Source organism: Labedella endophytica, from assembly GCF_003990045.1.
GTDB classification, from domain to species: domain Bacteria; phylum Actinomycetota; class Actinomycetes; order Actinomycetales; family Microbacteriaceae; genus Labedella; species Labedella endophytica.
On record NZ_RZGZ01000004.1, the window covers coordinates 345,016 to 371,535 of the forward strand.

At 70.0% G+C, this 26,520-nt stretch carries 23 protein-coding genes; 15 read left to right on the forward strand and 8 right to left on the reverse strand.

What is annotated here, in order from left to right:
• Positions 1-107: 107 nt before the first annotated feature.
• From ELQ94_RS14985 to ELQ94_RS15000, 4 genes are read left to right on the forward strand one after another with little or no spacing between them, the layout of a single operon-like run.
• On the forward strand, positions 108-1,106 hold the full coding sequence (locus ELQ94_RS14985; protein ID WP_127051157.1) for an ABC transporter ATP-binding protein: 999 nt from the start codon (positions 108-110) through the stop codon (positions 1,104-1,106).
• Complete coding sequence (locus tag ELQ94_RS14990) at positions 1,103-1,948, forward strand: ABC-2 transporter permease (protein ID WP_127051158.1); 846 nt, start codon at positions 1,103-1,105, stop codon at positions 1,946-1,948. The genes ELQ94_RS14985 and ELQ94_RS14990 overlap by 4 nt, the downstream gene beginning before the upstream one ends.
• 18 nt (positions 1,949-1,966) lie before the next feature.
• A complete protein-coding gene (locus ELQ94_RS14995; RefSeq protein WP_127051159.1) occupies positions 1,967-3,331 on the forward strand; it encodes a sensor histidine kinase in 1,365 nt (454 codons plus the stop codon).
• Positions 3,328-4,002, forward strand: coding sequence for a response regulator (locus ELQ94_RS15000; RefSeq protein ID WP_127051160.1), 675 nt, complete (start codon positions 3,328-3,330; stop codon positions 4,000-4,002). Before ELQ94_RS14995 ends, ELQ94_RS15000 begins: the two co-directional genes overlap by 4 nt.
• Positions 4,003-4,011: 9 nt before the next feature.
• On the opposite strand, the gene ELQ94_RS15005 is transcribed toward ELQ94_RS15000, so the two are convergent.
• Positions 4,012-4,704 carry an alpha/beta hydrolase gene (locus tag ELQ94_RS15005; protein ID WP_166404842.1) on the reverse strand — a complete coding sequence of 231 codons (693 nt, stop codon included), beginning with the start codon at positions 4,702-4,704 and terminating at the stop codon, positions 4,012-4,014.
• A gap of 109 nt (positions 4,705-4,813) precedes the next feature.
• On the opposite strand from ELQ94_RS15005, the gene ELQ94_RS15010 reads away from it, so the two are divergent.
• The 3 genes from ELQ94_RS15010 to ELQ94_RS15020 all read left to right on the forward strand — a co-directional run bounded on the left by ELQ94_RS15010 (position 4,814) and on the right by ELQ94_RS15020 (position 7,892).
• The gene (locus tag ELQ94_RS15010; protein ID WP_127051162.1) at positions 4,814-5,110 is read left to right on the forward strand and encodes a hypothetical protein; all 297 of its coding nucleotides are present in this window, start codon (positions 4,814-4,816) and stop codon (positions 5,108-5,110) included.
• 71 nt (positions 5,111-5,181) lie between these two features.
• Positions 5,182-5,478 carry a hypothetical protein gene (locus tag ELQ94_RS15015; protein ID WP_127051163.1) on the forward strand — a complete coding sequence of 99 codons (297 nt, stop codon included), beginning with the start codon at positions 5,182-5,184 and terminating at the stop codon, positions 5,476-5,478.
• Positions 5,475-7,892, forward strand: a complete 2,418-nt coding sequence (locus ELQ94_RS15020) for a phosphoketolase family protein (RefSeq protein WP_127051164.1) — start codon at positions 5,475-5,477, stop codon at positions 7,890-7,892. The genes ELQ94_RS15015 and ELQ94_RS15020 overlap by 4 nt, the downstream gene beginning before the upstream one ends.
• Before the next feature lie 146 nt (positions 7,893-8,038).
• Here the strand turns inward: ELQ94_RS15020 and ELQ94_RS15025 are convergent, their stop codons facing one another.
• Positions 8,039-8,377, reverse strand: a complete 339-nt coding sequence (locus ELQ94_RS15025) for a winged helix-turn-helix transcriptional regulator (protein WP_127051165.1) — start codon at positions 8,375-8,377, stop codon at positions 8,039-8,041.
• A gap of 80 nt (positions 8,378-8,457) precedes the next feature.
• Here ELQ94_RS15025 and ELQ94_RS15030 point away from each other — a divergent pair, with 80 nt between their 5' ends.
• On the forward strand, positions 8,458-9,117 hold the full coding sequence (locus ELQ94_RS15030; protein ID WP_127051166.1) for an FMN-dependent NADH-azoreductase: 660 nt from the start codon (positions 8,458-8,460) through the stop codon (positions 9,115-9,117).
• Between the two features lie 158 nt (positions 9,118-9,275).
• Here ELQ94_RS15030 and ELQ94_RS15035 read toward each other — a convergent pair whose 3' ends face one another.
• Positions 9,276-10,802, reverse strand: coding sequence for a glycoside hydrolase family 76 protein (locus ELQ94_RS15035; RefSeq protein WP_166404844.1), 1,527 nt, complete (start codon positions 10,800-10,802; stop codon positions 9,276-9,278).
• A 237-nt stretch (positions 10,803-11,039) separates the two neighbouring features.
• Between ELQ94_RS15035 and ELQ94_RS15040 the strand changes: the two genes are divergently transcribed.
• The 5 genes from ELQ94_RS15040 (at position 11,040) to ELQ94_RS15060 (ending at position 16,940) form a co-directional block, all read left to right on the forward strand.
• Positions 11,040-12,365 (forward strand): glycoside hydrolase family 125 protein, encoded by a 1,326-nt coding sequence (locus ELQ94_RS15040; RefSeq protein WP_208007749.1) that lies wholly within the window; start codon positions 11,040-11,042, stop codon positions 12,363-12,365.
• Complete coding sequence (locus ELQ94_RS15045) at positions 12,362-13,417, forward strand: carbohydrate ABC transporter permease (RefSeq protein ID WP_243697055.1); 1,056 nt, start codon at positions 12,362-12,364, stop codon at positions 13,415-13,417. Before ELQ94_RS15040 ends, ELQ94_RS15045 begins: the two co-directional genes overlap by 4 nt.
• Positions 13,414-14,397: a carbohydrate ABC transporter permease gene (locus ELQ94_RS15050; protein ID WP_127051168.1), complete on the forward strand. Its 984-nt coding sequence runs from the start codon at positions 13,414-13,416 to the stop codon at positions 14,395-14,397. Before ELQ94_RS15045 ends, ELQ94_RS15050 begins: the two co-directional genes overlap by 4 nt.
• 94 nt (positions 14,398-14,491) lie before the next feature.
• The gene (locus tag ELQ94_RS15055; protein ID WP_127051169.1) at positions 14,492-15,745 is read left to right on the forward strand and encodes an ABC transporter substrate-binding protein; all 1,254 of its coding nucleotides are present in this window, start codon (positions 14,492-14,494) and stop codon (positions 15,743-15,745) included.
• Positions 15,746-15,830: 85 nt separating this feature from the next.
• Positions 15,831-16,940 carry a glycoside hydrolase family 76 protein gene (locus ELQ94_RS15060; protein ID WP_127051170.1) on the forward strand — a complete coding sequence of 370 codons (1,110 nt, stop codon included), beginning with the start codon at positions 15,831-15,833 and terminating at the stop codon, positions 16,938-16,940.
• Between the two features lie 157 nt (positions 16,941-17,097).
• Here the strand turns inward: ELQ94_RS15060 and ELQ94_RS15065 are convergent, their stop codons facing one another.
• Positions 17,098-18,204: a GntR family transcriptional regulator gene (locus ELQ94_RS15065; protein ID WP_127051171.1), complete on the reverse strand. Its 1,107-nt coding sequence runs from the start codon at positions 18,202-18,204 to the stop codon at positions 17,098-17,100.
• Positions 18,205-18,547: 343 nt separating this feature from the next.
• On the opposite strand from ELQ94_RS15065, the gene treY reads away from it, so the two are divergent.
• Together treY and treZ are read left to right on the forward strand one after the other, a co-directional pair.
• The gene (gene treY, locus ELQ94_RS15070) at positions 18,548-21,136 is read left to right on the forward strand and encodes a malto-oligosyltrehalose synthase (protein WP_127051172.1); all 2,589 of its coding nucleotides are present in this window, start codon (positions 18,548-18,550) and stop codon (positions 21,134-21,136) included.
• The gene (gene treZ / locus ELQ94_RS15075) at positions 21,133-23,001 is read left to right on the forward strand and encodes a malto-oligosyltrehalose trehalohydrolase (protein ID WP_127051173.1); all 1,869 of its coding nucleotides are present in this window, start codon (positions 21,133-21,135) and stop codon (positions 22,999-23,001) included. Before treY ends, treZ begins: the two co-directional genes overlap by 4 nt.
• A 24-nt stretch (positions 23,002-23,025) precedes the next feature.
• Here the strand turns inward: treZ and ELQ94_RS15080 are convergent, their stop codons facing one another.
• The 4 genes from ELQ94_RS15080 to ELQ94_RS15095 all read right to left on the reverse strand — a co-directional run.
• Positions 23,026-23,607 carry a DinB family protein gene (locus ELQ94_RS15080; RefSeq protein ID WP_127051213.1) on the reverse strand — a complete coding sequence of 194 codons (582 nt, stop codon included), beginning with the start codon at positions 23,605-23,607 and terminating at the stop codon, positions 23,026-23,028.
• Between the two features lie 182 nt (positions 23,608-23,789).
• Positions 23,790-24,197 (reverse strand): RidA family protein, encoded by a 408-nt coding sequence (locus ELQ94_RS15085; protein WP_127051174.1) that lies wholly within the window; start codon positions 24,195-24,197, stop codon positions 23,790-23,792.
• A gap of 77 nt (positions 24,198-24,274) precedes the next feature.
• Positions 24,275-25,831 (reverse strand): molybdopterin-dependent oxidoreductase, encoded by a 1,557-nt coding sequence (locus ELQ94_RS15090; RefSeq protein WP_243697060.1) that lies wholly within the window; start codon positions 25,829-25,831, stop codon positions 24,275-24,277.
• Positions 25,832-26,102: 271 nt separating this feature from the next.
• Positions 26,103-26,520 (reverse strand): HNH endonuclease signature motif containing protein (locus ELQ94_RS15095; protein WP_133447507.1); only part of this gene is annotated, 418 nt, incomplete at its 5' end.

Below are 26,520 nucleotides of genomic sequence, written 5' to 3' on the forward strand. Positions count from 1 at the left end.
GAGGTCATCCTTCCGGCGTACGACGAGGCCCGGCAGATGTGGTCCTCACGGGCGTCTCGCCGCCGGTCGGGCGTTCCTAGGCTCGGAACAGCCGACAAGGAGGCCACATGATCGAAGCGCAACGCCTGACCAAGAGATACCCGGACGCCACGGCGGTCGACGGGGTCTCGTTCACCATCCGCCCTGGCATCGTCACCGGGTTCCTCGGCCCGAACGGTGCCGGCAAGTCGACGACGATGCGCATGATCATGGGACTCGACCGGCCGACGGCGGGAACGGTGACCGTCAACGGCACGTCCTACGCGCGGTTCCGCGCACCCCTCGGCGAGGTGGGCGCCTTGCTCGATGCCAAGGCCGTGCACCGCGGCCGGTCGGCCGAGAACCATCTCCTCTCGCTCGCCGCGACGCACGGCATCGCGCGCCGCCGCGTCCACGACGTCATCGAGGCCACGGGGCTCTCGACGGTGGCGCGGAAGCGCGTCGGCACGTTCTCGCTCGGGATGGGGCAGCGCCTCGGAATCGCGGCAGCGCTGCTCGGCGACCCGCAGACGCTCATCCTCGACGAACCCGTGAACGGGCTGGATCCCGAAGGGGTGCTGTGGGTCCGCACGCTTCTGCGGGGGCTCGCGGCCGAGGGCCGCACGGTCTTCCTGTCCTCGCACCTCATGAGCGAGATGGCTCTCACGGCGGATCATCTCGTCATCCTGGGGCGCGGCCGCGTGATCGTGGACGCGCCCACGAGGGAGGTCGTCGGACGGGCGCAGAAAGCGGCGGTCCAGGTCACGACGCCGATGGGAGCCGAGCTCGAGCGCGTGCTGCTCCGACACCCCGGTGTGAGCGTCGTCGTGATCGATCGCGGCATCCTCGAGGTGACCGGAATCGATGCGCCGCGCATCGCGGCGGCGGCCAGTGTCGAGGGCATCGTCCTCCATGGACTCGCCCCCGTGCACGTCTCCCTCGAGGAGGCCTACATGCAGCTCACCGCGGACGCGGTCGAGTACCGCTCGTCGTCCGACCTGACCGACCGGGTCGACTCGACCGACCCGGCCCGGCCGGACCCGTCGGGTCCGGTCTCCCACGACCGCACCACCGGAGGATCCCGATGACGGCACCAGCCCTCACCCGCCTGCCCGCCGCCCCCCGCGTGACGACGCATCCGGCCACCTTCGGCCGACTCGTCACCGGCGAGTGGGTGAAGTTCCGTTCGCTCCGCTCGTCGTGGGCGATCCTCGCCCTCGGAGTGGTACTCGTGCCCGCCTTCGCGGTGTCGAGGATGACGAGTATCGCCCAGGTGCCGGAGGCGGCCGGTTCGGCCTCGCTGGTCGCGTCGGTCTACGTCACCTCCGGGACCGCGCTGACCCAGCTGGTCTTCGCCGTGTTCGGCGTCATGGCGATCGCCGGCGAGTACGGGTCGGGTCAGATCCGCACCACTCTCGCGGTGACGCCGGGGCGCATCGCCGCGATCGGCGCGAAGCTCCTCGTGACCGTCCTGGCCGCGATGGGGGCCTCGATCGTGGCGGTCGCGATCTCGTGGGCGGCGAGTGCGCCGTGGTTCGCGGCGACGGGCATGTCGATCGATCTCACGAACGCGGACGACCTGCGCATCCTCGCCGGTGTGCCGCTCTACCTCGGCGCGATCACGGCCCTCGCATTCGGCGTCGGCCTCATCGTGCGGAGCTCGGCCGCGGGGATCGCGATCGTGCTCGGATTCCTGCTCGTCCTCGAGAACCTCCTCGGGGTCATCCCCTGGGAGCCGATCCAGGCGTTCGCGGCCTACCTGCCATCGAGCGCCGGGAGCCGGCTGCTTCAATCGGACGCCGTCGGGTCGGTCATCACGACCTCGAACCTCACGCTGCTGTCGCCGTGGGCGGGCTACGGTGTAATGGTCGCGTGGGTCGTCGACATCCTCGTGGTCGCGTTCGTCCTGTTGCGGCGTCGAGACGCCTGAGGGCGGAACGGAGCGCGAATGAGTACAGGATCGGTGGCGACGCCCGTCTTCACGGAGCTGCACGCTCGACGACGCGGCCCCCTCCGTCGTCTCCTCGTCCGCCGTCCCGGCATCATCGACGCCGTGATCGTGGCCTGCTTCGCGGGATGGTCCCTGCTCATGGGCGTCGGCGCCGACTCGATGTACAGCCTCAACGCCTACCTCGGCGGTGAGCAGGTGCTGCGCATGCAGTACGCGGCCCTCGGTCTCGCCGTCGCCGGATCGATCGCGTTGCTCCTGCGGAGGCGGTATCCCGTTCCTGTCGCGGCCGCGATGGCGGCGCTCGGCGTCGTCGCCCTCGGCGCCACCGGAGCGCTGTCGGGTTTCGAGCTCGGGCTCGCCTTCGCGCTCTACGTGGTGGCGGATTCCCGTCGCTCGCTCGTCGCCTGGGTGACGTGCGTCGCCGCTGTCGCCGTTCTGCTCGTGAGCGCGCGGCTCTTCCCGATCGTGCACACGGTGGGCGCGCTCTCGCTCGGACTCGCGCCGGCCGACGAGAGCGACGTCCTGTTCCAGGCCAGTGTCTGGTACCAGACCGCCGTGCCCGTCCTCGTCCTCGCGCTCGTCTCGGTGGCGGTGGGGACGGGCGTGCGCAACAACAGGCTGCACGTCGAGCGATTCGTCGACGCGGCCAACGCCGTCGCGCGCGAGCACGAGCAGCGCACGAGACTCGCCGAGGCCGCGGAGCGTGCGCGGATCGCGCGGGAGATGCACGACGTCGTGGCCCACAGCATCGCCGTCATGGTGGCGCTCGGAGGAGGTGCGTCCGTTGCCCTCGAGTGGGCGCCGGACCGAGCGAGGACGGCGCTCGACGAGCTCGTCACCACCGGACGGTCGGCTCTCGTCGACATGCGCCGGGTGCTCGGCGTGCTCCACAGTGACGGATCCGAGCTCGGAACCGCCGAGGGGGCGGAGGAGGACATGCGCGCGGACACCGCCCCGCTCCCGTCGGCCGACGGTCTCCCGACGCTCGTCGACCGATTCCGGCTGGCGGGGACCCCCGTGCGCACGACGAACCTGTCCGACGCCCGGCTCCGGTCGGCCGACGTCAGCCTGCAGCTCGCCGTCTACCGGGTGGTGCAGGAATCGCTCACGAATGTCCTCCGCCACGCCCCCGGCACCCGGGGCGTCGATCTCGTGGTCGACTCCCGACCCGGCGAGGTCGAGATCGTCGTGACCGACCGCGGCGCGACGATGCCGGTCGACGCGACCGGCGGGTCCGGACGCGGCCTCATCGGCATGCGCGAACGCGTCACCGTCTTCGGCGGTCGTGTGGACGCGGGTCCCCACGGAGACGGGTGGCGGGTCCGGGCGACGTTCCCGTTGGCGGGGGAGGAGACGGAATGACCACGGTCCTTCTGGTGGACGATCAGGCACTCGTCCGGATGGGGTTCCGGCTCATCCTCGAGAGCGCCCCGGACATCGTCGTCGTCGGTGAGGCCGCCGACGGCACGTCGGCGGTCGACCAGGCTCTCGCGCTCCGCCCCGATGTGGTCCTCATGGACGTGCGCATGCCCGGGATGGACGGCATCACCGCCACACGGAGCATCGTCGAGGCGCATCCCGAGGTGCGCGTGCTGATCCTCACGACCTTCGACCTCGACGAATACGCATTCTCGGCCCTGCGTGCCGGGGCGAGCGGCTTTCTGCTGAAGGACGCGACTCCCGCCGAGTTGGCCGCGGCCGTCCGCGTCGTCGCGTCCGGGGACTCCGTCGTGTCTCCCCGCGTGACCCGGAGAATGCTGGAGATGTTCGCCGACGTGCTCCCGGCCCCGGGCGCCATCGTCGGAGACGGTGTGCACCCGCGGCTCGCAGCACTGACGCCGCGCGAGATCGACGTGTTGCGCCACATCGCCGAGGGCTTGTCGAACGCGGAGATCGCGACGAGGCTCTTCCTCTCGGAAGCGACCGTCAAGACCCACGTCGGACGGATACTCGCCAAGCTGGGTGTGCGCGACCGCGTACAGGCCGTCGTGCTCTCCTACGAAGTCGGCCTCGTCCGGCCGGGAATCGCCTGATCGCGACGATCAATCGCGGGAGAATCCCGCCGCCCACGCGCCGAGGTAGCGCGCGGCGGCCGCGAGGAACACCTCGGACAGCTCGTGGCCGAGGAGCGGGTGCTCCGCGGTCGTGAGCGTCGAGTGCGGGGGCAGGAAGTAGGCCACGCGCTGCACGTCCATGAGGGTGATGCTCTCGTCGCGCAGCCCGCGCATCCAGTACACGGGCGGGCGCACGTCGAGGAGCTCGTCGTCGCCCGGCTCGTCGCCGACGCCGAGGAAGCCCGCGAGGATCACGGCGGTGTCGACCGCCCGCGGTGCCCGACGGAGCACGTGGATGGCGACGGCACCGCCCTGTGAGTACCCCACGACGGCGACGGGGCGGCGGGCACGGCCGGACGGGCCTGTCGTGTCTGGCAGGTCGTCGGCGTCGGGCTCCGCGGTCGGGGCGACCTCATCGATCCACGCGCGGAGGGCGTCCGCGGCCGGAGCGACGTGCTCGGCCGCGGCCTCTCGCACTCCGTCCGCCGTCTCGAACCATGAGAAGCCGTCGCCCTCGGCGAACGGCGCTCGGAGCGATACGGCGACGACGCCGGCCGGCAGGAGCGGGAGCAGCGGCGCGAGATCCTCCTCCGTTCCGTGCTGCCCGTGGAGCAGCACGACGAGCGGAGACGTGCCGTCGTCGGCGCGCGACCAGAGGGCGGAGTCTGTCGTGGATCTCATCCGCCCAGCCTGACAGACGGGTGCGCCGGGCCTGCATCGTCCGCTGACCGCGTCTCCGAACCACCGCAAGCCCCGAAGAGCCGTGAACCATGAGGCGTAGCGTCGGATCATGACTGATCACACGAATACCGGTCCTGACGGAGTCGACCCGGAGTTCGAGCCGACCGGCCTCGGCGTCGGCGGGTTCGGGGACGACGGTCTCGGCACGGATCTGCCGGGAGATGACGAGCCGGGCTCGGACGGGTCGAGCGAGGAGAAGACGCCGGCTGACGACGGCGGCCGAGGCCCCCTGGTCGACGACGCGTCGGTCGACTGGCGTGCCTTCGACGGAACCGGTTCCGCGACCGCAGACCGGTCCGAATCGACGGACGACGGTGCTCTCGGCGGCGGGGCGCCCCTGCCCTGAGTTCCGACAGCCTCGACGCTGAGAATGCAAGGCCGTGTGCGGTGTCGGGGGAGCGGCCTAGCGTCGAAGACATGACTGACCAGAGCAGCACGAGTCCGACCGGCGACGACCATGGAACGGATCCGCGGGACCTCATCGCGGAGTTCGAGGCCGTGGAGTCGGAGGAGGATGCGGCCCCCGTCGAGCACACCACGGACCCGGCCGTGCCAGGCGACGCCGCGGACCGCAGCGACGTGGCGACTCCCGGTGCGACGCCGGGCGGTGGATCGGGCAGCGACGAGGACGGCGGCCACGGGCCGATGGTGAGCGATGCCGCGATCGACTGGTCGTCGCTCGACGGGGGCGCCGACGAATCAGCGTCCCGATGAGCGACGACACGAGCGACGACAGCCGCACGGAGGCGCTCGCCGCGGTCGACGCGTGGTGGCGCGCCGCCAATTTCCTGACCGTCGGCCAGATCTACCTCATGGGCGACCCGCTGCTGCGGAAGCCGCTCACACCGGAGAGCATCAAGCCGCGCCTGCTCGGGCACTGGGGCACGTCGCCCGCCCTGAGCTTCATCTACGCGCACCTCAACCGCGTGATCGTGGACCGCGGCGTGCCCACGGTCTACGTGTGCGGCCCCGGCCACGGTGGTCCCGCGATGGTCGCGAACGCGTGGCTCGACGGCACCTACTCCGAGCTCTTCCCCGAGGTCACCGCGGACGAGTCGGGCCTCAAGAAACTCGTGCGCCAGTTCTCGTTCCCCGGCGGGATCCCGTCGCACGCGGCACCCGAGACACCCGGTTCGATCAACGAGGGCGGTGAGCTCGGCTATTCGCTCATGCACGCCTACGGGGCGGCGCTCGACAACCCGGGACTCGTCGTGGCGTGTGTCATCGGCGATGGAGAGGCGGAGACCGGTCCTCTCGCCACGAGCTGGTGGGGCAACGCGTTCCTCGATCCCCGCAGCGACGGGGCCGTGCTCCCGATCCTCAACCTCAACGGCTACAAGATCGCGAACCCCACGATCCTCTCGCGGATCCCGGAGGAGCAGCTCGTGCAGTTCTTCCACGGGCACGGCTACGAGCCGATCCTCGTGACGGGCGGCTTCGACGGCGAGAACCCGATGCGCGTCCACGAGCGCATGGCCACTGCGATGGACGAGGCGTACGCGCGCATCTGCCGGATCTGGACGAGCGCTCGCGACGCGAAGACGCTCGCCGAGCGCACCACGGAGATGCCGCCGATGATCGTGCTGCGCACGCCGAAGGGATGGACGGGGCCGGTCGAGGTGGACGGGAAACCCGTGGAGAACACGTTCCACGCGCACCAGGTGCCGCTCTCGGGTGTGCGCGACAACCCCGAGCACCTCGCTCAGCTGGAGCAGTGGCTCCGCTCCTACCGACCGGAGGAGCTCTTCGACTCCCGCGGGCGCCCCGTGTCCGAGCTCGCACCGCTCCGCCCCGACGGCGGCTTGCGCATGAGCGCGAGCCCGCACACGAACGGCGGCACCGTCGAACCGCTCGTCCTCCCCGAGATCGACCCGCACGCCGTCGTCTCCGAGCGTGAGGACGGCACGCTCCACGGTTCCGCTCTCGCCGGCGCGACCGGGGTGTTCGGGGAATGGCTGCGCGACGTCGTGGCCGCGAACCCCACGACGTTCCGCCTCTTCGGTCCCGACGAGGTGGCGTCGAACCGGCTGCAGGCGGTGTTCGAGGAGACGGGGCGCGCCTGGCAGTTGCCGACAGTGCCCACGGATGAGAATCTCGCGACCGACGGCCGTGTCATCGAGGCGCTCAGCGAACACCTCATGCAGGGCATGCTCGAGGGCTACCTCCTCACGGGGCGGCACGGGCTCATCACGTCGTACGAGGCGTTCGTGCACATCGTCGACTCGATGTTCAACCAGCACGCGAAGTGGCTCGAGAGCGCATCGAAGGTCGCGTGGCGCGAGCCCGTCCCCTCCCTCACGTACCTCCTCTCCTCCCACGTGTGGCGGCAGGATCACAACGGCTTCTCGCACCAGGACCCGGGGTTCCTGAACGTCGTCGTGAACAAGCAGGCCGACATCGTGCGCGTGTACCTCCCGCCGGACGCGAACACGCTGCTCGCGACGATGGATCACGTCTTCCGCACGGAGAACCGCGTGAACGTCGTCGTGGCCGGAAAGCAGGAGCAGCCGGCCTGGTTGTCCCTCGACGAGGCCAGGGCCCACGTCGACGCGGGCATCGGGGCCTGGGACTGGGCGAGCACGGGCACGGCGGAGGATGACGCGGCCGAGCCGGACGTCGTGGTCGCGTGCGCCGGAGACGTGCCGACGTTCGAGGCGATGGCCGCGGTCGCGCTCCTCCGCGAGCGGGTGCCCGCGCTCCGCGTGCGGGTCGTGAACGTGACGGACCTCATGAAGCTGCAGGACCCCGACCATCACCCGCACGGACTACCGGACGACGAGTTCGACGCGCTCTTCACGACGGACAAGCCCGTGATCTTCGCGTTCCACGGCTATCCGGCGCTCGTGCACCAGCTCACGTACCGCCGCACGAACCACGCGAACATCCACGTGCGCGGTTTCATCGAGAAGGGCACCACGACGACCCCGTTCGACATGGTGCACCTCAACGACCTCGACCGGTACCGGCTCGCGCTCGACGTGCTGCACCGCGTGCCGGGGCTCGAGGCGAAGTCGGGGATGCGCGCCCTCGCCGACGAGTGGCACCAGGCCCGCACCGACGCCCGCGTCTACGCGTACGAGCACGGCGAGGATCCGTCGTGGATCTCCGACGTGCCCGTGGAGCGCTAGCCGCGCGACTCGCCCCCCAAAGGGCTACTCCCGATCGAGGGCGCCACCTAGAGGTGGCGCCCTCGACGTGTGTGTGGCGCCCTCGGAGCACGGGGGAGTCGGCCGGGTGCGTCGGCGATGCGCGCTTGCACGATGCGCGCCGCCGGTCAGTGCGGCGCCGAGTCCAGGTTCTGCGTCGCCCATTCACCCAGCTGCGTGAGGAGGGGGCGGAGCCGCGCGCCCGCGTCCGTGAGGGAGTAGGTGACCGACACGGGGGGCCCCGGTGCGACTTCGCGAGCGACGATGGCCGCCTCGGCGAGTTCCGAGAGGCGGTCGGAGAGTACGGCGTCGCTGATCCCACCGACGGCCCGGCGGAGCGCCGAGAAGGCGAGCGGGCCGTTGCCCAGGGTGTCGATGATCATGCCGTTCCAGCGTTTGCCGAGGATCGAGAACGCGAGGCTGACCGCGGCGTCACACTGATGCAGCGCGGTGCGGTCGGGTTCCATGGGTCCATTCTATCGTGCTAGCGTAATCAAAGCCGCTCTGAAAAACAGAGCGATCCCGACATCTCCGATTGGACGTTCACGTGACCCTGTTCCGCCTCGATGCCAGCATCATGCCCCAGACCTCGGCGAGCCGCGAGCTCGCCGATCTCGTCGAGAAGGAGTGGACAGCCGCTCACCCGACCTCTCCCGTGGTCCGTCGCGACCTCGCGGCCGACCCGATCCCGGCGACGGCCTGGCAGAACGCCGTGACCGGCGGCTTCACGCCCGAGGCGGACCGCACGGACGCGCAGCGCGAGGCCATCGCGCTCCGGACGACCCTCGCCGACGAACTCGTGAACGCCGACGCGATCCTCTTCGCCATCCCCCTCTACAACTACGGGGTGTCGCAGCACGCGAAGCTCTGGTTCGACCTCGCGTACACGGACCCGCGGATCGACCCGCAGGGCACGGCGCTCCGCGGCAAGCCGGCCACCCTCGTGACCGTGCTCGGCGGCAACTACGCCGCCGGTACGCCGAAGGAGGGCTGGGACCACTCGACGCCGTGGCTGCGTCGCGCGTTCGCGGACGTCTGGGGGCTCGACCTTCGCGTCGTGGAGCGCCCGTTCACCCTCGTGGGTGTGAACCCGGCCCTCGACCAGTTCACCGAGCTGGCCGCCGAGATCAAGCAGCAGGCCGAGGCCCACGCTCGCCGCTCCGGCCAGGAGATCGCCGAGCGCCGCGGCCAGGGCTCCGCCGCCTGAGGCTCGGGTCGAGCTCTCGGTCGCTGAGCGTGTCGGAGTGAGCCGCCGATGCGTGTGCGGGCGCTTCCGGCCTGCGCGCCGAGGGCTACTCATCAGTGTCGAGGGCGCCAGGTGTACCTGGCGCCCTCGACCGGGAGTAGCCCTGTGGGCGGGGCGTTCTACAGCGCGAGGGTCAGGCTGTCGAGGTTGAGGTAGTTCGCGCTCCCCGCGTCGTACGAGACGGTGATCGCGTTGTGGCCGGGGGACAGCGTGACCGTCGTCGGAACGCTCGCCCACGCGTCCCAGGCGGACGTGCCCGGGAAGGACACCGTCGTCGTAGGGCTGCCGTCGACGCTCACGGTCCGCGTCGCGTCGCCCGCCCCCGCTGCGTACCGGAGATCGACGGCGTAGGTGCCGCCGTCGACGACGTTGACGTGGAACGTCACACTCGTGCCGCTCGTGTTCCAGCCCGCGAGGTAGCCGCGGCCGCTCTTCCCGGCGGCCGTACTCTCCGAGTCGACACCCGAGCGGACGGCGTTCTCCGCCTCGTAGACGCCGGAACCCTCGATGACGCCCGTGGAGCCGTCGGGCGTCGCCTGCTGCAGGATGGCGACGGTCGCACCCCCCGCGAGGCTCTGGATCGCGGTGGTCGAGAGCTCGAGCGCCGGTGCGGTCCAGTCGTAGCCGCCGATGCCCGCTGAGTTCACGTGGTTCGCGGCCTGGGAGGCGTTGTCGGTGAGGAACTGCTCGTACTGCGTCTGGCCGCCCTCGTCGATGAGTGCCCGGATGTTGCGGGTGAGGATCGCCTTGAACCCGCCGGTGTCGTCGATGCCCTCGTTCAGAAGGGTGCCGGATGAGGTGAGGTTCGCGACCGCCCAGTCGACGGCATCCGTCGCGTCGTCGAGGTACGCGGCCGAGCCCGTGTCGAGGTACAGCTCGAGGGCCGCTCCCGCGAAGTTGCCCTGGTTGTAGGTCCAGTCCCAGTCGGTGTACTGACCCGTGCCGGCCACGTGGTCGCGCAGGTGGCCCGCGTCGTTGAAGTTCGTGTCGAGCCAGTCGTAGAGGCGGACGGCCGTCGCCCGGTAGTCGGGGTCGCCCGTCGCCGCGTAGAGGCGCATCGCGGTGTAGACCGCTGTCGCATTGGTGGCGACGTTCTTCTCGTTCCGCGTCCCGTCTCCGACGTCGACGTTCTTCCACCAGATGCCGCCGCCGTACGTGGTGTCCTCGTACGGGGTGATGGAGGCGAACAACTCCTCAGCGGCCGCGAGGTAGGCGGCGTCGCCGGTGAGCTCGTACGCACGGATGCTGCCGCGCGCCCACCACCCGATGTCGTCGTTCCAGTCGTTCTCGCTGGGGTCCGGATACTGCGCCTGGAAGCCCGCGAAGACGTCGTCGATGAGGGCGCGGGACTGCGCGTCGCCCGCGCGCTCGTAGCGGTCCATGACCATCTCCCAGAGCTGCGCCTCCCACCAGTAGTCGGTGTAGAGCCCGCCTTGCGGCCCGTGGGCGTGGTCCGGATGGATCTGATGATCGCTGTACGTGTAGAAGTAGTCGGCCGAATCGTCCCAGTACACGTCGAGGAAGTCGTCGAAGGCCTCGGTGGCCTGGGTGGATGTGAGGGCGGCGGCCGGTGCGGGCGCCTGGAGCGGCGCCACGAGCGCGACACCGGTGACAGCCACGAGGGCGAACAGAGGGATCTTCTTCATCGTTCCTCCTTGAACAATAAAAGTATATTGAATGCTCAGTGTGCTCTCGGTGGCGTCCGGGGTCAAGAGCCCGTTCTGTTCCGCGGTGAGTCGGGAAGTGATTCCCATTCGACCAGCCGGCGATACGGACCAATATGACTCAGCCTCTTGCTCAAACATATTTAACATGCACAATAGGAGGACGGCGATGCGGCCCTCGAACGGTGGACCGCGAGCCCACTCGACGAGGAGAGCACAGTGAGCCAGTCCCCCGACGGCGGATGGATCGCGGACTTGGTCCGTGAGGTCACCGAGACGGTCGCGCAACGCACAGACGAGCGGACGACGGCCGTGTTCCGGCGCTGCTTCGCCGACACGCTCGAGGCCACGATGACCCCGCTCCCGGACGGCACCGTCTTCGTGCTCACGGGCGACATCCCCGCGATGTGGCTGCGCGACTCGACGACGCAGCTCGCCCCCTACCTGCACTTCGCGGACGCGCACCCGGCGCTCGCCGACCTCCTCGTCGCGATCAACCGCCGCCAGCTCGACGACATCGCGCACGACCCCTACGCGAACGCGTTCAATGCGGAACCGAACGGGGCCGGCCATCAGGCCGACATCACCGATTCCTCGCCGCGCATCTGGGAGCGCAAGTACGAGATCGACTCCCTCTGCTTCCCGCTGCGGCTCGCGAGCGACATCCACCGCGTCACCGGTCGCACGGACCACCTCGACGCGCGCTTCGTGGACGGCGTCCGTCGGGTCATCGAGTTGTGGCGCACCGAACAGGACCACGAGAACCGCTCCACCTACCGCTTCGAACGCCACGACGCTCCCTCCACGGACACCCTGGTCCGTGAGGGCCGCGGTTCGCTCACGGCTCCGACGGGCATGTCGTGGTCGGCCTTCCGCCCGAGCGACGACGCGTGCGCCTTCGGCTACAACGTCCCGGGCAACGCCTTCGCGGCGTCCGTGCTGCGGGACGTCGAGCACCTCGCGATCGACGTGCTCGACGACACGGAGTTGGCCGCCGAGGCCGCATCCCTCCGGGAGGAGATCGAGGAGGGCATCCGTGCGCATGGGGTCACGGAGACAGCGTCGCACGGCGCGATCTACGCCTACGAGGTGGACGGCCTCGGCGGGCGCCTGCTCATGGACGACGCCAACGTGCCGAGCCTCCTCTCGCTCCCGCTGATCGGCTGGTGCGCCTCCGACGATCCGCTGTACCTCGCGACGCGTGCGTTCATCCTGAGCCCCGAGAACCCCACGTTCTTCGCGGGGACCGCGGCGTACGGGCTGGGCAGCCCGCACACCCCGGAGGAGTACATCTGGCCGATCGGGCTCGCCATCGAGGGGCTCACGAGTACCGACGTGGACGAGAAGCGGCGCATCATCGACACCCTGCTCCGCACCGATGCCGGCACCGGAGTGATGCACGAGTCGTTCCACAAGGACGACCCCTCACTGTTCACCCGGCCGTGGTTCTCCTGGGCGAACGCGATGTTCTGCGAACTCGTCCTCGACGTCGCCGGGCTCCGCACCCTCGACCGCGACCCCGCGGCCGTCGGGGGAGTGCGATGAGCGTGCAGTCGGCGACCCCGGGGGCGCTGCCCTCCGGCGCCGTGCCGGCCGACACCGTCGTCGCCCCGGGTGCGCCCGGCGGTCCCGGCCGTCGGAGTGGCCCGGGCGCGAACGGGAAACGCCCCCCGCATCCCACCGCTCGCCAGATGCGCCGGAATGCCTGGATCTTCCTCGCGGTGCCCCTCGCGCTCTTCGCGGTCTTCATGCTCCTGCCGATGGTCATCGCGGCGGTCATCAGCTTCACCGACTACGCGATCGTCGGCGACTGGACGTGGGTGGGCTTCGAGAACTACACGCGCATCTTCCAGGACTCGTTCTTCTGGATCGCGCTGCGCAACACCGCCTGGTACACGCTGCTCTACGTGCCGCTCGGCCTCGTGATCGCCCTCAGCACCGCGGTGCTGCTCAATCGCCGACGCGGCGCCGTGCGCCTGTTCCGCACGCTCTTCTACATCCCCGTCGTCTCGTCCACCGTGGCAACGGCGACGATCTGGTACTGGCTGCTCAACCCGCAGAAGGGCCTGCTCAACGTCGCTCTCGGTTGGATCGGCATCGACGGTCCGGCCTGGCTCTACGACTCGCAGTGGGCGATGCCCGCGATCGTGCTCATGAGCGTGTGGGCCGGCTTCGGCGCCAACATGATCATCTTCCTCGGCGGGCTCCAGGGAGTGCCGGGCGACCTGTACGAGGCGGCTCGGCTCGACGGTGCGAACGCGTGGCAGCAGTTCCGTTACGTGACCCTGCCATCGCTCTCGCGGACGACGTTCCTCGTGTCGACCCTGCTCATCATCGGCGCGTTCCAGGTCTTCGACCAGGCGTACGTGCTGACGAAGGGCGGCCCCGGCAACTCGACCGTGACGATGGTCTACTACATCTACAACAAGGGTTTCGGGGCGCTCGAGATGGGCTACGCGTCGGCGTTGTCCTTCGTGCTCTTCGTCATCATCATCGTGTTCTCGCTCGCGAACGCGCGCCTCAGTACCCCCCGCAGCGAGTCGGGGGAGCGGCGCCGAACGCGCCGTTCGACACGGAAGGCGGTGAGTGAGCGATGACCGCGATCGACTCGGACAAGGTCGGATCGACGACTGGGGGCCAGCCCACGAAGGCTCGCCCCCAGACCGTCGCCACACCGACGGCCCTCGCGGACATCCCCCGCAGCCGTCCGCGCAGCACGCGATCGCGGATCGGGACGGCTGTCTGGTACGTGGCCGTGACCGTCCTCAGCATCATCACGATCGCGCCGCTGATCTGGACCCTGTCGACGTCCCTCAAGCCGGCGACCGAGATCCTCGCGGGCGCCTTGAACCTCATCCCGTCCAATCCGACGATCGACAACTATCTGTCGGTGTTCGAGGACGTACCCTTCGGGCGCTACTTCGTGAACTCGCTCATCCTGGGTCTCGGCGGCGCGGTCACGAACGTGTTCTTCGGCAGCCTCGGGGGTTACGCCCTCGCGAAGCTGCAGTTCCGCGGGCGGGCCGGTGTCTTCGCGCTCTTCCTCTCGTCGCTCATGATCCCCGGCATCGTCACGATGATCCCGGTGTTCTTGATCCTCCGGGGCTTCCCGCTGCTGGGCGGGAACGACATTCTCGGGCAGGGCGGTCTCGGCATGCTCAACTCCTATGCGGCGGTCATCGTGCCGTATGCCGCCGGTGCCTTCGCGGTGTTCTTCATGAAGCAGTTCTTCGAGACGCTGCCTGACGAGCTCGGTGAGGCCGCGCGGATCGACGGGGCGAGCGAGTTCCGGATCTTCGCGCAGATCTACTTCCCCCTCGCACGGGCCGGCATGGCGGTACTCGGGATCCTGAGCTTCCAGGCCGGGTGGAACAACTTCCTCTGGCCGCTCATCGTGCTGAACGACCCGGACATGATGACCGTCCAGGTGGGCCTGTCGTCATTCGTGAACAACTACGAGACGAACTTCGGCCCCCTCCTGGCCGGCACGGTCGTGGCGAGCCTCCCCGTCCTCGTGGTCTTCATCGTCGCCCAGCGCTACATCATCGAGGGCGTCGCGCATGCGGGGGGCAAATGACAGCCCACCCCACACGTTCCAGAACCACCATCCGTTCCACTCCGCATCCCTACACAGCACCAGAACCAGTACCAGCACACCGAGGAGACATTCAATGAAGAAGATCACCACCATCGCCGGGATCGTCCTGGCCACCGCGAGCGTCGTAGCGCTCTCGGGCTGCGGCTCGAGCGGCGGCGACACCGCCGCGAACGGCGCCGAGAAGGTCGTCATGTGGGGCTCGTGGTCCGGCGAGCAGGTCGACCAGCTCGAGGCGCAGGCCGCGGCGTTCAACGAATCGCAGGACGACTACGAGGTCTCCTACGTGGCCCAGGAGCTCGTGGAAGAGAAGCTCCTCACCGCGCTCGCCGGCGGCGAGGTGCCCGACGTCGTGCTGTGGGACCGTTACCAGACCTCCCTCTACGCCCCGAAGGGTGCGCTCGCGACGATCGACGACTTCGTGGCCGAGGACTCCGTGGACCTCGATGCGTTCTACGAGCCGGCTCTCGGCGAGATGGAGGTGGACGGCGAGCTCTACGGCCTGCCGCTCCTCGTCGACAACCGGTCCATCTTCTACAACCAGACCCAGCTCGACGAGGCCGGCGTCAAGGCACCCACCACGTGGGACGAGCTCAAGACGGCCGCCGTCGCCCTCACCGAGAACGACGGGGGATCGCTCTCCCGTGCCGGCTTCGACCTGAGCGACCCGGGACTGTTCAACCAGTACCTCGCCCAGGCCGGCGGTTCGCTCCTCAACGAGGACGAGACCGAGACCGCGTTCAACAGTGCAGAGGGCCTCGAGGTGCTCGAGTTCTGGCAGGAGCTCATGGACGAGGGCGTCTTCGAGCAGGGCTTCGGCGAGGGCGCGAACCCGTTCGCCGAGGGCACGATGGCCATGAAGTACGACGGGCCGTGGGCTCTCTCGACCCTCGAGCAGGTCGACGGCCTCGAGTACGGTGTCACCCCGCCCGTCGCGGGACCGGACGGCCAGACCGGTGCCTACATGGGCGGCTTCGGACTCGTCATCCCCGAGGGTGCGAAGAACGCCGAGGGCGCCTGGGAGTTCATGAAGTGGTGGACCACACAACCCGAGAACGGCGTGGGCTTCGGTGAGATCTCCGGCTGGATCCCGGCGAACATCGAGGCGGCCAACGACCCGTTCTTCACAGACGACCCGCACTACGCCGCGTTCATCGAGACCCTCGAGTACGCCGACGTGCGCCCGAGCGTCGAAGGTTTCTCGGACGTCGAGGGCAAGGCCCTCGTCCCGGCGCTCGAGCAGTTCCTCGCCGGCGAGATCACGGCGGAGCAGGCCCTCGACCAGGCGCAGGAGCAGGGCGACCAGATCCTCGCGGACGCCCGCGGCTGATCCACGTGGCCGAGGCCCCCGGGCGGGTGTCCGGGGGCCTCGGCTCTGCCCCGCTGCATCCCATTCCTTCCCCGAACGGAGAATCATGACCAGCACCACCGCCACCCCGTCCACGACCGCCGCATCCGACGCGGAGCCCCTCTGGTCCGCCCGCGCCGACGTCGCGCAGCGCAGCCTCACCCACTTCTTCGGGACGGAGTGGCCGCAGTACATCGAGAACAGTCACCCCGCCGGGACGGGCGTGCCCGAGACGTTCAACTACTGGTGGCTCGCCCACGTGATGGATGCCCGCATCGATGCCTTCGAGCGCACGGGTGACACCGCGTGGCGCGACCAGGCGGAGGAGACGTACCGCAACATCGTCGAGCGGAACGGCGGGCAGCTCTTCAACGACTACTTCGACGACATGCTGTGGTTCGCGCTCGCGATCCTGCGGCTGCACCACGCCACGGGGATCGACGCGTACCGCGCCGACGCGGTCGCGATCTGGGACCACGTGATCACCGAGGGGTGGAACGACGCCGGGGGAGCGAGTCTCGCGTGGCGCAAGCAGCAGCTCGCGTACAAGAACACGCCTGCGAACGGTCCGCTCGTGATCCTCGCACTCCGCCTCGAGCGCGACGTGCCGGCCGCCGACGCGGGCGACCGCGACTTCCGCGGTTTCGCGACGACGGCGTTCGCGTGGCTCGAGGACACCCTCGTGGGGCCGGACGGCTTCGTCGAGGACGGCATCAACCGCGAGGGGGACGGCCGCGTCGACACGCAGTGGCGGTTCACCTACAACCAGGGCCTCTACATCGGGGCCGCGGTGGAGCTCGCGCGCAGCTCCGGCGACCGGGCGATCCTCGAGCGGGCGACGCGCACGGCGCGCATCGCGATCGCGGAACTGAGCGACGGGTCCGTCTTCCGCGACGAGGGCGAGGGCGGCGACGAGGGCCTCTTCAAGGGTGTGTTCTACCGCTACCTCGGTGCACTCGTGGAGGCGCTCGGGGAGCCGGAACGCGCGGAGTTCGACGACTTCGTGCGGCGCGGCACCGATCGCCTGTGGGAGACGGCGTTCGACGGTGAATGGCTGCGCCCGGCGAACGATTGGTCGGAGAGGACCGACGAGTCGATCCCGTATTCCACGCAGGTGAGCGCGATCATGGCACTCGAGCAGCGCGTGCGGATCGAGCGCCGCTCCGCCGCCGTCTGACGGTTCCGGGCGAGCGGCGGCATGTCCTCGCCCGGTTGTGAGGGGGCAGTTGCGTACGCAACTGACATCCGCGCGTGAAATATCACCCGCAGGAGTCGGTTGCGTACGCAACTGTGCAGGGAACCGAGGCGGATCCAGGACGGGGTCGGGCTGGCGGTCAGGCGGCCGGCGGCGCGGCCGTCGAGGCGCCCTCGACGAATTCCGTCGGGAGGAGGACCCGCTCGGTCGAGCCGGGCGCGGCGATCTGGGCGCGCACCGCCTCGATGGCGCGTTCGCCGATCGCGGTCTGCTGCTGGCGGACGTGCGTGAACCGGAACAGTCCGCTGTCGAACGCGGCATCGGGGTGGTCGAAGCACACCACGGAGATGTCGGCGGGGATGCTCAAGCCGAGTCGGCGGCACGCCTCGCGCAGCATCAGCGCGATGTTGTACTCGCCCGCGAGATACGCCGTGATGTGGGGGTGGGCCACGACGAACTCCCGCAGGCGCTCGATGTCCTGCTCGGCGCTCGTCGTGCTGCCGGGGATCGTCGAGTCGAGCGTGCGCAGCTCGGCGGTCTCGTCGAGCGAGTGGTGGAACGCGGCGTGGGCGTGCACCCAGCCGTTGCGGCGTTCCTCGCTCGACGAGACGTGGCTCGCGGCGCTGAGGAAGCCGACGGCGCGGTGCCCGAGCTCGAAGAGATGACCGGTGGCGCTCATCGCACCGGAGAGGTTGTCGGATCGCACCGCGGACACGGGGATGCCGTCGAACACACGGTCGAGGATCACGAGGGGGAACTGCTTCGTCACGAGTTCCAGGGCGGCCGGCGGGATGAATTCGGACGAACTCGGTTGGAGGACGAGCCCTGCGACCCCCGACTCGATGAGGGAGCGGATGCTCGCGTCCTCGAGGCCGTGGTCGCCCATCGAGCGCATGAGGATGACGGGGTCGTCGACGCCCGCGCCGGAGAGGAGCCCCTCGACGACGCGGCTGCCGAAGGTGTCGTCGAAGTTCGTGACGACGCAGCCGATGAGGGGGCGGGTGCGGGCGGCGGGGCTCGGCGCCGCAGCGCCCGTGGGGGTCGCGCTCGTGACGAAGGTGCCGAGGCGCGGGCGACGCACGATGAGGCCGTCGGTGCGGAGGAGGTCGAGCGCCCGCTTCACGGTGATGGAGCTGACGGAGTACTCCTCGGAGAGCTCCGCCTCGCTCGGCAACTTGTCGCCGACGGCGTAGCGGCCCTCGAGGATGCGCGCCCGCAGCGCGTCGTAGACCTGGCGATAGAGCATCGGGCGCCTCCGTTCCGCGGCTTCGGATCGCCCCGGTCGCGGGGCATTCGAATGAATATATTGAATCTACAGCGGACGGGCCTGTCGGTTCGTGCCGGCTCGCCTGCCGCAACGGTGTTTGCGCGGCCCGAGGGCGGCAGGTAGGCGCCGAGGGCGCCACCTACACCTGGTGACCTCGATCGGGAGTAGCCCTTTCGGTGGGAGGAGGGGGGCGGGGGGCGGAGGGTGACGGGTCGGGCGGGTCGGCGCAAGTCCCCGCGCGAGACGGCGCGGGCGGGCAGTATGGGAGTGCACCCGCTCTTGCGCGGCCGACACGCCCCTCCGACCCTCCTCGAGGAGACCCATGCCCCGCTCGACCCCCCGTTCCGTCCCGCAGAAGACGCCGCGTTCCACCTACCGGCTCCAGATCCGCGAGAGCTTCGACCTCGCCGACGCCGCGGACGTCACCGACTACATCGCGTCGCTCGGCGCCGACTGGGTCTACCTGTCGCCGATCCTGCAGGCGGAGAAGGGTTCGGAGCACGGCTACGACGTGACCGACCACTCCCACGTGGACACGGAGCGCGGCGGCGAGGACGCCTTCCGCGCCTTCTCGGCAGCCGCCCGCTCCCACGACCTCGGCGTGCTCGTCGACATCGTGCCGAACCACGTGGGTGTCGCCACCCCGGTTCAGAGCATCTGGTGGTGGGACGTGCTCGACAAGGGACGCGACTCCCGCTACGCCGAGGTCTTCGACATCGATTGGGACTTCGGCGGAGGGAAGCTCCGCATCCCCGTCCTGGGCGACGACGACCCGGCGGACGACGGCGGCGAGCTCGGCAAGCTCACCCTGAAGACCACGGACGGCGGCGCGCTCCGCCTGTACTACTACGACACCGAGTACCCCGTCGCCGAGGGCACGGCCCCGAACGGCGTCGACTCCGACCCCGTCGCGGTGCACGCCGCGCAGTCGTACGAACTCGTCAACTGGCGCCGCGCCGACTCCGAGCTCAACTACCGCCGCTTCTTCGCCGTGAACACGCTCGCCGCGATCCGCGTCGAGGTGCCGTGGGTGTTCGCCGAGTCGCACGAGACGATCGTCGGCTGGATCCGCGACGGCCTCGCCGACGGCGTGCGCGCCGATCACCCGGACGGGCTCCGCGACCCGGGCGCCTACCTCGACGCTCTCGCTGACGCCACGGGCGGCACCTACGTGCTCATCGAGAAGATCCTCGCGCGCCACCGCGGTGTCGCCGAGCGCATGCCCGCCCACTGGCAGACCGAGGGCACGACGGGCTACGACGCGCTCGCGTCGATCGACCGGCTCTTCGTCGACCCTGCCGGCGAGGAGGCGCTCGACGCGCTCGACGCCCGTCTCCGCTCGGGCGCCGCGTCGTTCTCCGCTCCCGTCGTATGGGCCGACATGGTTCACGACGGCAAGCGCGAGGTGACGGACGGCATCCTCGGATCCGAGGTCGCCCGCCTCGCCCGCGAGGCCGCCGACGTGCTCGACCCGTCCGTCGGGTCGGCTGCCGACGCGCACGAGGCGATCGCGGAACTGCTCGCGTGCTTCCCCTCGTACCGTTCCTACCTCGCGGCCCCCGTCGAGGGAGAGGCGCCCACGGACACCTACGACGACGGCCTGAACGACCTCTACACCGCGGCCGACGCGGCTCGTCGCCGTCGCCCCGAACTCGCCGAGACGATCGACGCGCTCGTCCCCGTGCTCTCCGACGCGACCACCGACGTCGCGAAGCGCTTCCAGCAGACCTCCGGCATGGTCATGGCGAAGGGGGTCGAAGACCGCTCCTTCTACCGGTGGACGCGCCTCACGACGCTCACCGAGGTGGGCGCCGAACCCGACGAGTTCGCCGTGGACGCGGCGACCTTCCATGCGCGACAGGTCGACCGGCTCGAGAACCTGCCGCTCAGCATGACGACGCTCTCCACCCACGACACCAAGCGCAGCGAGGACGTGCGGGCCCGCATCAGCGTGCTCGCCGAGATCCCGGCCGAGTGGGTCGAGGCGCTCGACGCCCTGCGTGCGGCCGTCGGAACCGCGGACGGTCCCTTCGACAACCTCCTCGCTCAGGCGATCGTCGGTTCCTGGCCGACGACGGCCGTGCTGGCGGACGAGGACGCGCTCGCCGAGTACCGCACGCGCCTCCACGCCTACGCCGAGAAGGCGTCGCGCGAGGCGGAGACCTCCACCGCATGGACCGCCGCGGACGAGGAGTACGAGAAGACGATGCACGCGTTCGTCGATGCGACACTCGATCGCCCCGAGGTCCGCGCGATCGTGCAGGGCATCGTCGACCGCGTCCTCGACGCCGGGCGCGGCAACTCCCTCGGCGCGAAGCTCCTGCAGCTCACGGGCCCGGGTGTTCCCGACGTGTACCAGGGCAGCGAGCTCTGGGACCTGTCGCTCGTCGACCCCGACAACCGCCGGCCCGTGGACTACGCCGAGCGCCGTGCGATCCTCGCCGCGATCGACGACGGCGACGTTCCCACGATCGACGACACGGGAGCCGCGAAGCTCCTCGTCACGACGTCCGCCCTGCGGCTCCGCCGCGACCGTCCCGATCTCTTCGGCTCCTACACGCCGCTCGAGGTCACGGGATCCGCCGCCGACCACCTCGTCGCGGTCGCGTACGGCGACGGCGAGAACGGCGGCGCGATCGCGCTCACCACCCGGCTCCCGCTCGGCCTCGCGGCCCGCGGCGGTTGGGGTGACACCACCGTACGCATCCCGGACGGAGCGTACGTCGACGTGCTCACCGGTCGCGGCGTCGACGGCGTGGAGGAGGTCGCGCAGCTGCTCGACCTGCTGCCCGTCGCCCTCCTCGCACCCGTCGACTCCGACGACATCATCACCGACGACGCGGACGACTCCGACAGGGACGACTCCGACACGGCCGACTCCACTCCGACCACGGAAGCAGACCTCTCATGACCCGACCCATCCTCGACGTCTGGGCCCCGAAGGCGTCCTCCGTCGTCCTGCTGCTCGACGGCGCCCGCCTCCCGATGCGCGAGGACGGCGACGGCTGGTGGACCCCCGAGACGCCCGTCGCTCCCGGCCCTGCACGACGCGACTACGGCTACCTGCTCGACGGTGCCGAGACGCCCGTTCCCGACCCCCGCTCGCGCCGGCAGCCCGACGGGGTCCACGGACTCAGCCGCACCGACGACGCGCTCGCATGGGAGTGGTCGGACACGCAGTGGACCGGTCGGCAGTTGCCCGGGGCGGTCATCTACGAGATGCACATCGGCACGTTCACCGAGCAGGGAACGCTCGACTCCGCGATCGGTCGACTCGACCACCTCGTGGAGCTCGGGATCGACGCCGTCGAGGTGCTGCCCGTGAACGCGTTCAACGGCACGCACAACTGGGGTTACGACGGCGTGCTCTGGTACGCCGTGCAGGAGACCTACGGCGGACCGGACGCGTACCGGCGTTTCGTGGAGGCCTGCCACGAGCGCGGCCTCGCCGTGATCCAGGACGTGGTCCACAACCACCTCGGACCGAGCGGCAACTACCTGCCGCAGTTCGGCCCCTACCTCCACGACGGCCACGCGAACACCTGGGGCTCCTCGCTCAACCTCGACGGGGAGCACTCGGACGAGGTGCGCCGCTACGTGATCGACAACGCGCTCATGTGGCTGCGCGACTACCACGTGGACGGTCTCCGTCTCGATGCGGTCCACGCTCTCGTCGACCACCGTGCCGTGCACATCCTCGAGGAGATGGCGGAAGAGGTGGACGCGCTGTCCGCCCACGTCGGTCGCCCGCTCACCCTCATCGCCGAGTCGGACCTCAACGATCCGCGCCTCATCCGCTCGCGCGAGGCGAACGGTTTCGGCCTCGACGCGCAGTGGAGCGACGACTTCCACCACGCCGTCCACGTCGCGGTATCGGGCGAGACCACCGGCTATTACGAGGACTTCGCATCGCTCTCCGCGCTCGGGAATGTGCTCGAGAAGGGCTTCTTCCACGCTCGCGGACTCTCGACGTTCCGCGGCCGCGTGCACGGCCGTCCCATCGACCTCGAGCGCACGCCCGCGTGGAAGCTCGTCGTCTTCAACCAGGATCACGACCAGATCGGCAACCGTGCCACGGGCGACCGTCTCACGGAGACCGTCGACCATGGCGGTCTCGCGATCGCCGCGCTCCTCACCCTGACCGCTCCGTTCACGCCGATGCTCTTCATGGGCGAGGAATGGGCGGCGTCGACCCCGTGGCAGTTCTTCACCTCGCACCCCGAGCCCGAGCTCGGGAAGGCGACCGCCGAGGGGCGCATCGCCGAGTTCGAGAAGATGGGCTGGGACCCGGACGTCGTGCCCGACCCGCAGGACCCCGAGACGTTCACTCGGTCGAAGCTGGACTGGGCCGAGCCGTACCCGGCCGAGGGGCCGTTGCCCCTCGACGCGGACGGCGAGACGCTGCACCCGGACGAGGAGGTCGTGCCCGACGGGTCGTTCGCTCACGTCGCCGGCCACACGATGCGTCGCAGCGATACCGAGCACACGCGCATGCTGGCGTTGTACCGCGCGCTCATCGCGTTGCGGAAGGCGCGGCCGGAGCTCACCGATCCGCGGCTCGGCCGCGTCTCGGTGGATGTCGACGAGGCCGCCCGCACGCTCGTCATCCACCGCGGGGAGCAGCGCGGCGACCTCACGATCGTCGTCAACCTCGGTGAGTCGGCCGCGACGCTCGACGTATCCGGTCGCGTGATCCTCGCGACGGACGGCACGTCCGGCCTCGCGCACGGTGCGCTCGAGATCGGCCCGCGCGCGGCGGCCGTGCTCGCCCGCTAGACACCCTGCCTCGGAGAGCGGTCGTCACCGGAAGGTGGCGGCCGCTTCTTCGATCCGGGCTCGGTGCGCGGCCCATTCGTCGCCTGATCGCCCCGCGATGTTGGGATCATCCGCTCCGTTGCCGAGCGCGCCGTCGAGCAGCTCGCGGAGAATGTCAGCGTGCCCCGCGTGACGGGCGGTCTCGACGCACATGTGTACGAGGATCTGCTGCAGGGTCACCGTCGCACGCTCGGTCGGCCACCAGGGCACGGTCCCCACGGCGTCGAGCGGCAGCTCCTCGATCGTCGCGTCGCTGAGGCGGGCCGAGTAATGGTGGAGTTCGACGATGCTCTCGCGGCTTTCCGCCGCCGTCGCCCACATGTCGGCCTCGGGCTCCGCATCGTCGGCGAGCCAGGGGAGCGACCGCGTGGGACGCCCGAAGACGAGGCCGAAGTAGTCGAGCTCGCAGCTCGCGACGTGCTTCACGAGTCCGAGCAGGTTCGTGCCCGACGGGACGAGGGGCCGGCGGATGTCGTATTCGGAGAGGCCGTCGAGTTTCGCCAGAAGATCGCGGCGTCGGACGCGGAGGTAGGAGAGCAACACGGCCTTGTCGGACGTCGTGTCCATCGGGATCGTGGGCAGGACTCCCGGGGACGGACTGTGTCCGGGTGAGGGGGTATCGGTGGTGGCGTCGTCGGCGTCGCTCATGGGTCCGAGTATGGCCCGTCCCGCCGTCACCTACCAGAGCGATCGACGTCCCTTCGGCCAGCTCAGGGAGCGAGTGCCGAGCGGTCCGGCCGTCTCGCGTCTCAGTCGGCGACGGCCGCCGTCGCCTCGATCTCCACGAGCTGGTCGTCGTAGCCCAAAACGGTGACGCCCATCAGCGTGCTCGGCACGTCGTGGGGGCCGAAGGCGTCACGGACGACCTCCCACGCTGTGACGAGGTCGTGCTGGCGGTTCGAGGCGACGAGCACGCGTGTGCTCACGACATCCTCGATCTTGGCGCCGGCGGCGTCGAGGGCCGCGCGGAGGGTCGCGACGCACGCGGCGGCTTGACCTGCGTAGTCACCGGCGGCGACGGTGTTCCCGTCGGCGTCGAGGGGGCAGGATCCGGCGAGGAAGACCAGCCGAGACCCGGCCGGAACCGTGGACGCGTACGCGTATTCGGCGACGTCGGTGAGCGTGGACGAGCGGATGAGGGAGACGACGGAGGCCATGTCCCGATCCTCCCATTCCGAGATCCGTGGGGAGTGGGCTCCCGCCCCCGCCCAGCGCCGGGCGAAGGCGGGAGGGCCTACTGGACCTGGATGAGGACGCGCTGCCAGCCGCTCGAGCCGTTCGGTGCGATCGTGGCGCGCTCCTCCTCCTGCAGGAGACCGGCCTTGTCGGTGGCGCGCACGGTGATGTAGTGGGTGCCGGAGTCGGCCTCCCAGTCGAGGAACCACTGCACCCAGGTGTCGTCGTTGATCGGAGTGGACATCGTGGCGGGCTGCCACTCGCCCTCGTCGATCCGCACTTCGACCTTCTCGACGCCCACGGACTGGGCCCACGCCATGCCTGCGATCTTCACCGGTCCGGCCTGGATCGGCTTGCCCACGCGCGGGGTGTCGACGCGGGAGGAGAGCTTGATCGGGGCCTCCGCGCTGTAACCGCGCGGGGTCCAATACGCCTCGTCCTGCGCGAAGGTCGTGACCTTGAGTTCGGTGAGCCACTTGGTCGCGGAGACGTATCCGTAGAGGCCGGGCACGACCATGCGCACGGGGAAGCCGTGTTCGAGGGGGAGGGGCTCCCCGTTCATGCCCACCGCGAGGATCGCGTCGAGACCGTCGTCGGTGAGCGAGGACAGCGGGGTGCTCGCGGTGTAGCCGTCGGTGCTGGTGCTCAGGACCATGTCCGCCCCGGACTGGGGCGAGGCCTGCGCGAGGATCTCGCGCACCGGGATGCCGAGCCAGCGGGCGTTGCCCACGAGGCCGCCGCCGACCTGGTTGGAGACGCACGTGAGGGTGATGACGAACTCGCGGAGGTCCATCGCGAGGATGTCCTCGAACGTGAACGTGACGGGAGTGTCGACCATGCCGGTGACGGTGAGGCTCCACGTGGAGGTGTCGACGTTCGGCACCGTGAGGGCCGTGTCCACGCGGTAGAAGTCGGCATTGGGGGTGAAGAGCTCGGAGACGCCGTCGATGTCGAGCTCGGCGCCCTCGGGGATGTCCACCGTCGAGGACGGGGTGGGGAGGGTGACCGCGTTGCGGATGGCGGTGATGGAGGAGGTGGCGGCGTTGGCGATGCGCGAACCGACGCCGACGACGATCGCTCCGGCGCTCGTGATCCCGAGCACCCGGAGGAACCCGCGGCGGTCGAGACGAGCGGGAGACGTTGCGTCCTTCCCGCCGGGCGTCGTCCCGGCCGGGGCCTTCGTGAGCGGCGCCGCGTGTGCGGTGCGGTACCAGCGGCGGAGGCGTCCCGCCAGGATGTGCAGGAGGATGGCGCCGGCGATCGTGCCGAGCACGCCGGGGAGGGCAGCGAGCGGGGTGGCTCCGGCGCGGGTGACGGTGGCGACGGTGGTGCCGGCGCCCGCGATCGCGAGGAGGATGACGCCGAATGGCGGGCGGACGTACTGGAGCACGCCGCCGATCGCGGCGGCGACGACGATCGCGAGTCCGAGGCTGACGAGGAGGAAGATCTTGTCGTACTCGCCGAAGGTCGCGATCGCGAACTCCTTCGCCCACTGCGGGACGATGTCAATGACGAACGAACCGAGGGCGAGGATGGGGCTACCGTTGCGGGCGACGATGAGCGCGACCAGCTCGGCGACGGCGAGGAAGACGCCGGCGCCGACGATGCCGACGATCGCGGCCCAGCCCCAGGGGTGGCGCGGTGCTCCGGGGGTGCGTCGGTCGCCCCGGCGACGGCCGCTGTCGCCGTCGGTCTTCTGCTGGGTGTCCTGGGTGCGCACGTCTGCCTCCGACTTTATGCGGACAGGTCTGCCCGCTGACGGGGTGTTCGACGCGGACGCCCCGTGTGGATCGGAACGTGTGAGCGGTGGGCGCTGGGCGACGCATCGACGTGCGGAACGCAGCAGCCATCACCGGTCGTCGTACCCGCGAACTTCGCTCTCCCCCTCAGCCGGTTCCCGGGTCGGGTGGTCGTGTCCGGCTCTTCGTCGTGTGCGTCCACGTCCAGTGGCCGGGGCCGCGGACGTGCGGGACTCCGTCCGGCATCGAGAGCTCCCAGGGACCTCTATCGATGCTCTGATGGTGCCCCCAACACAGGAGTACCCCGTTGTCGGTGTGGGTCTTGCCGCCGTCTCGCCAGGGGATGACGTGGTGGACTTCGCACCATCCGGCGGGGGCGGTGCAGCCGGGGATGACGCATCCGCCGTCACGGGCCGCGATGACGCGCCGCTGTGAGGGGGTGAAGCAGCGCTGCACGGATACGAGGGCGAGCGCCCGGCCTTCGTCGTTGAAGACGATGTGTTGCATGCCGCGGGAGTCGATCATCTTCTCGATGGCTTGGACGGAGATCGGGGTGTCCATGCCG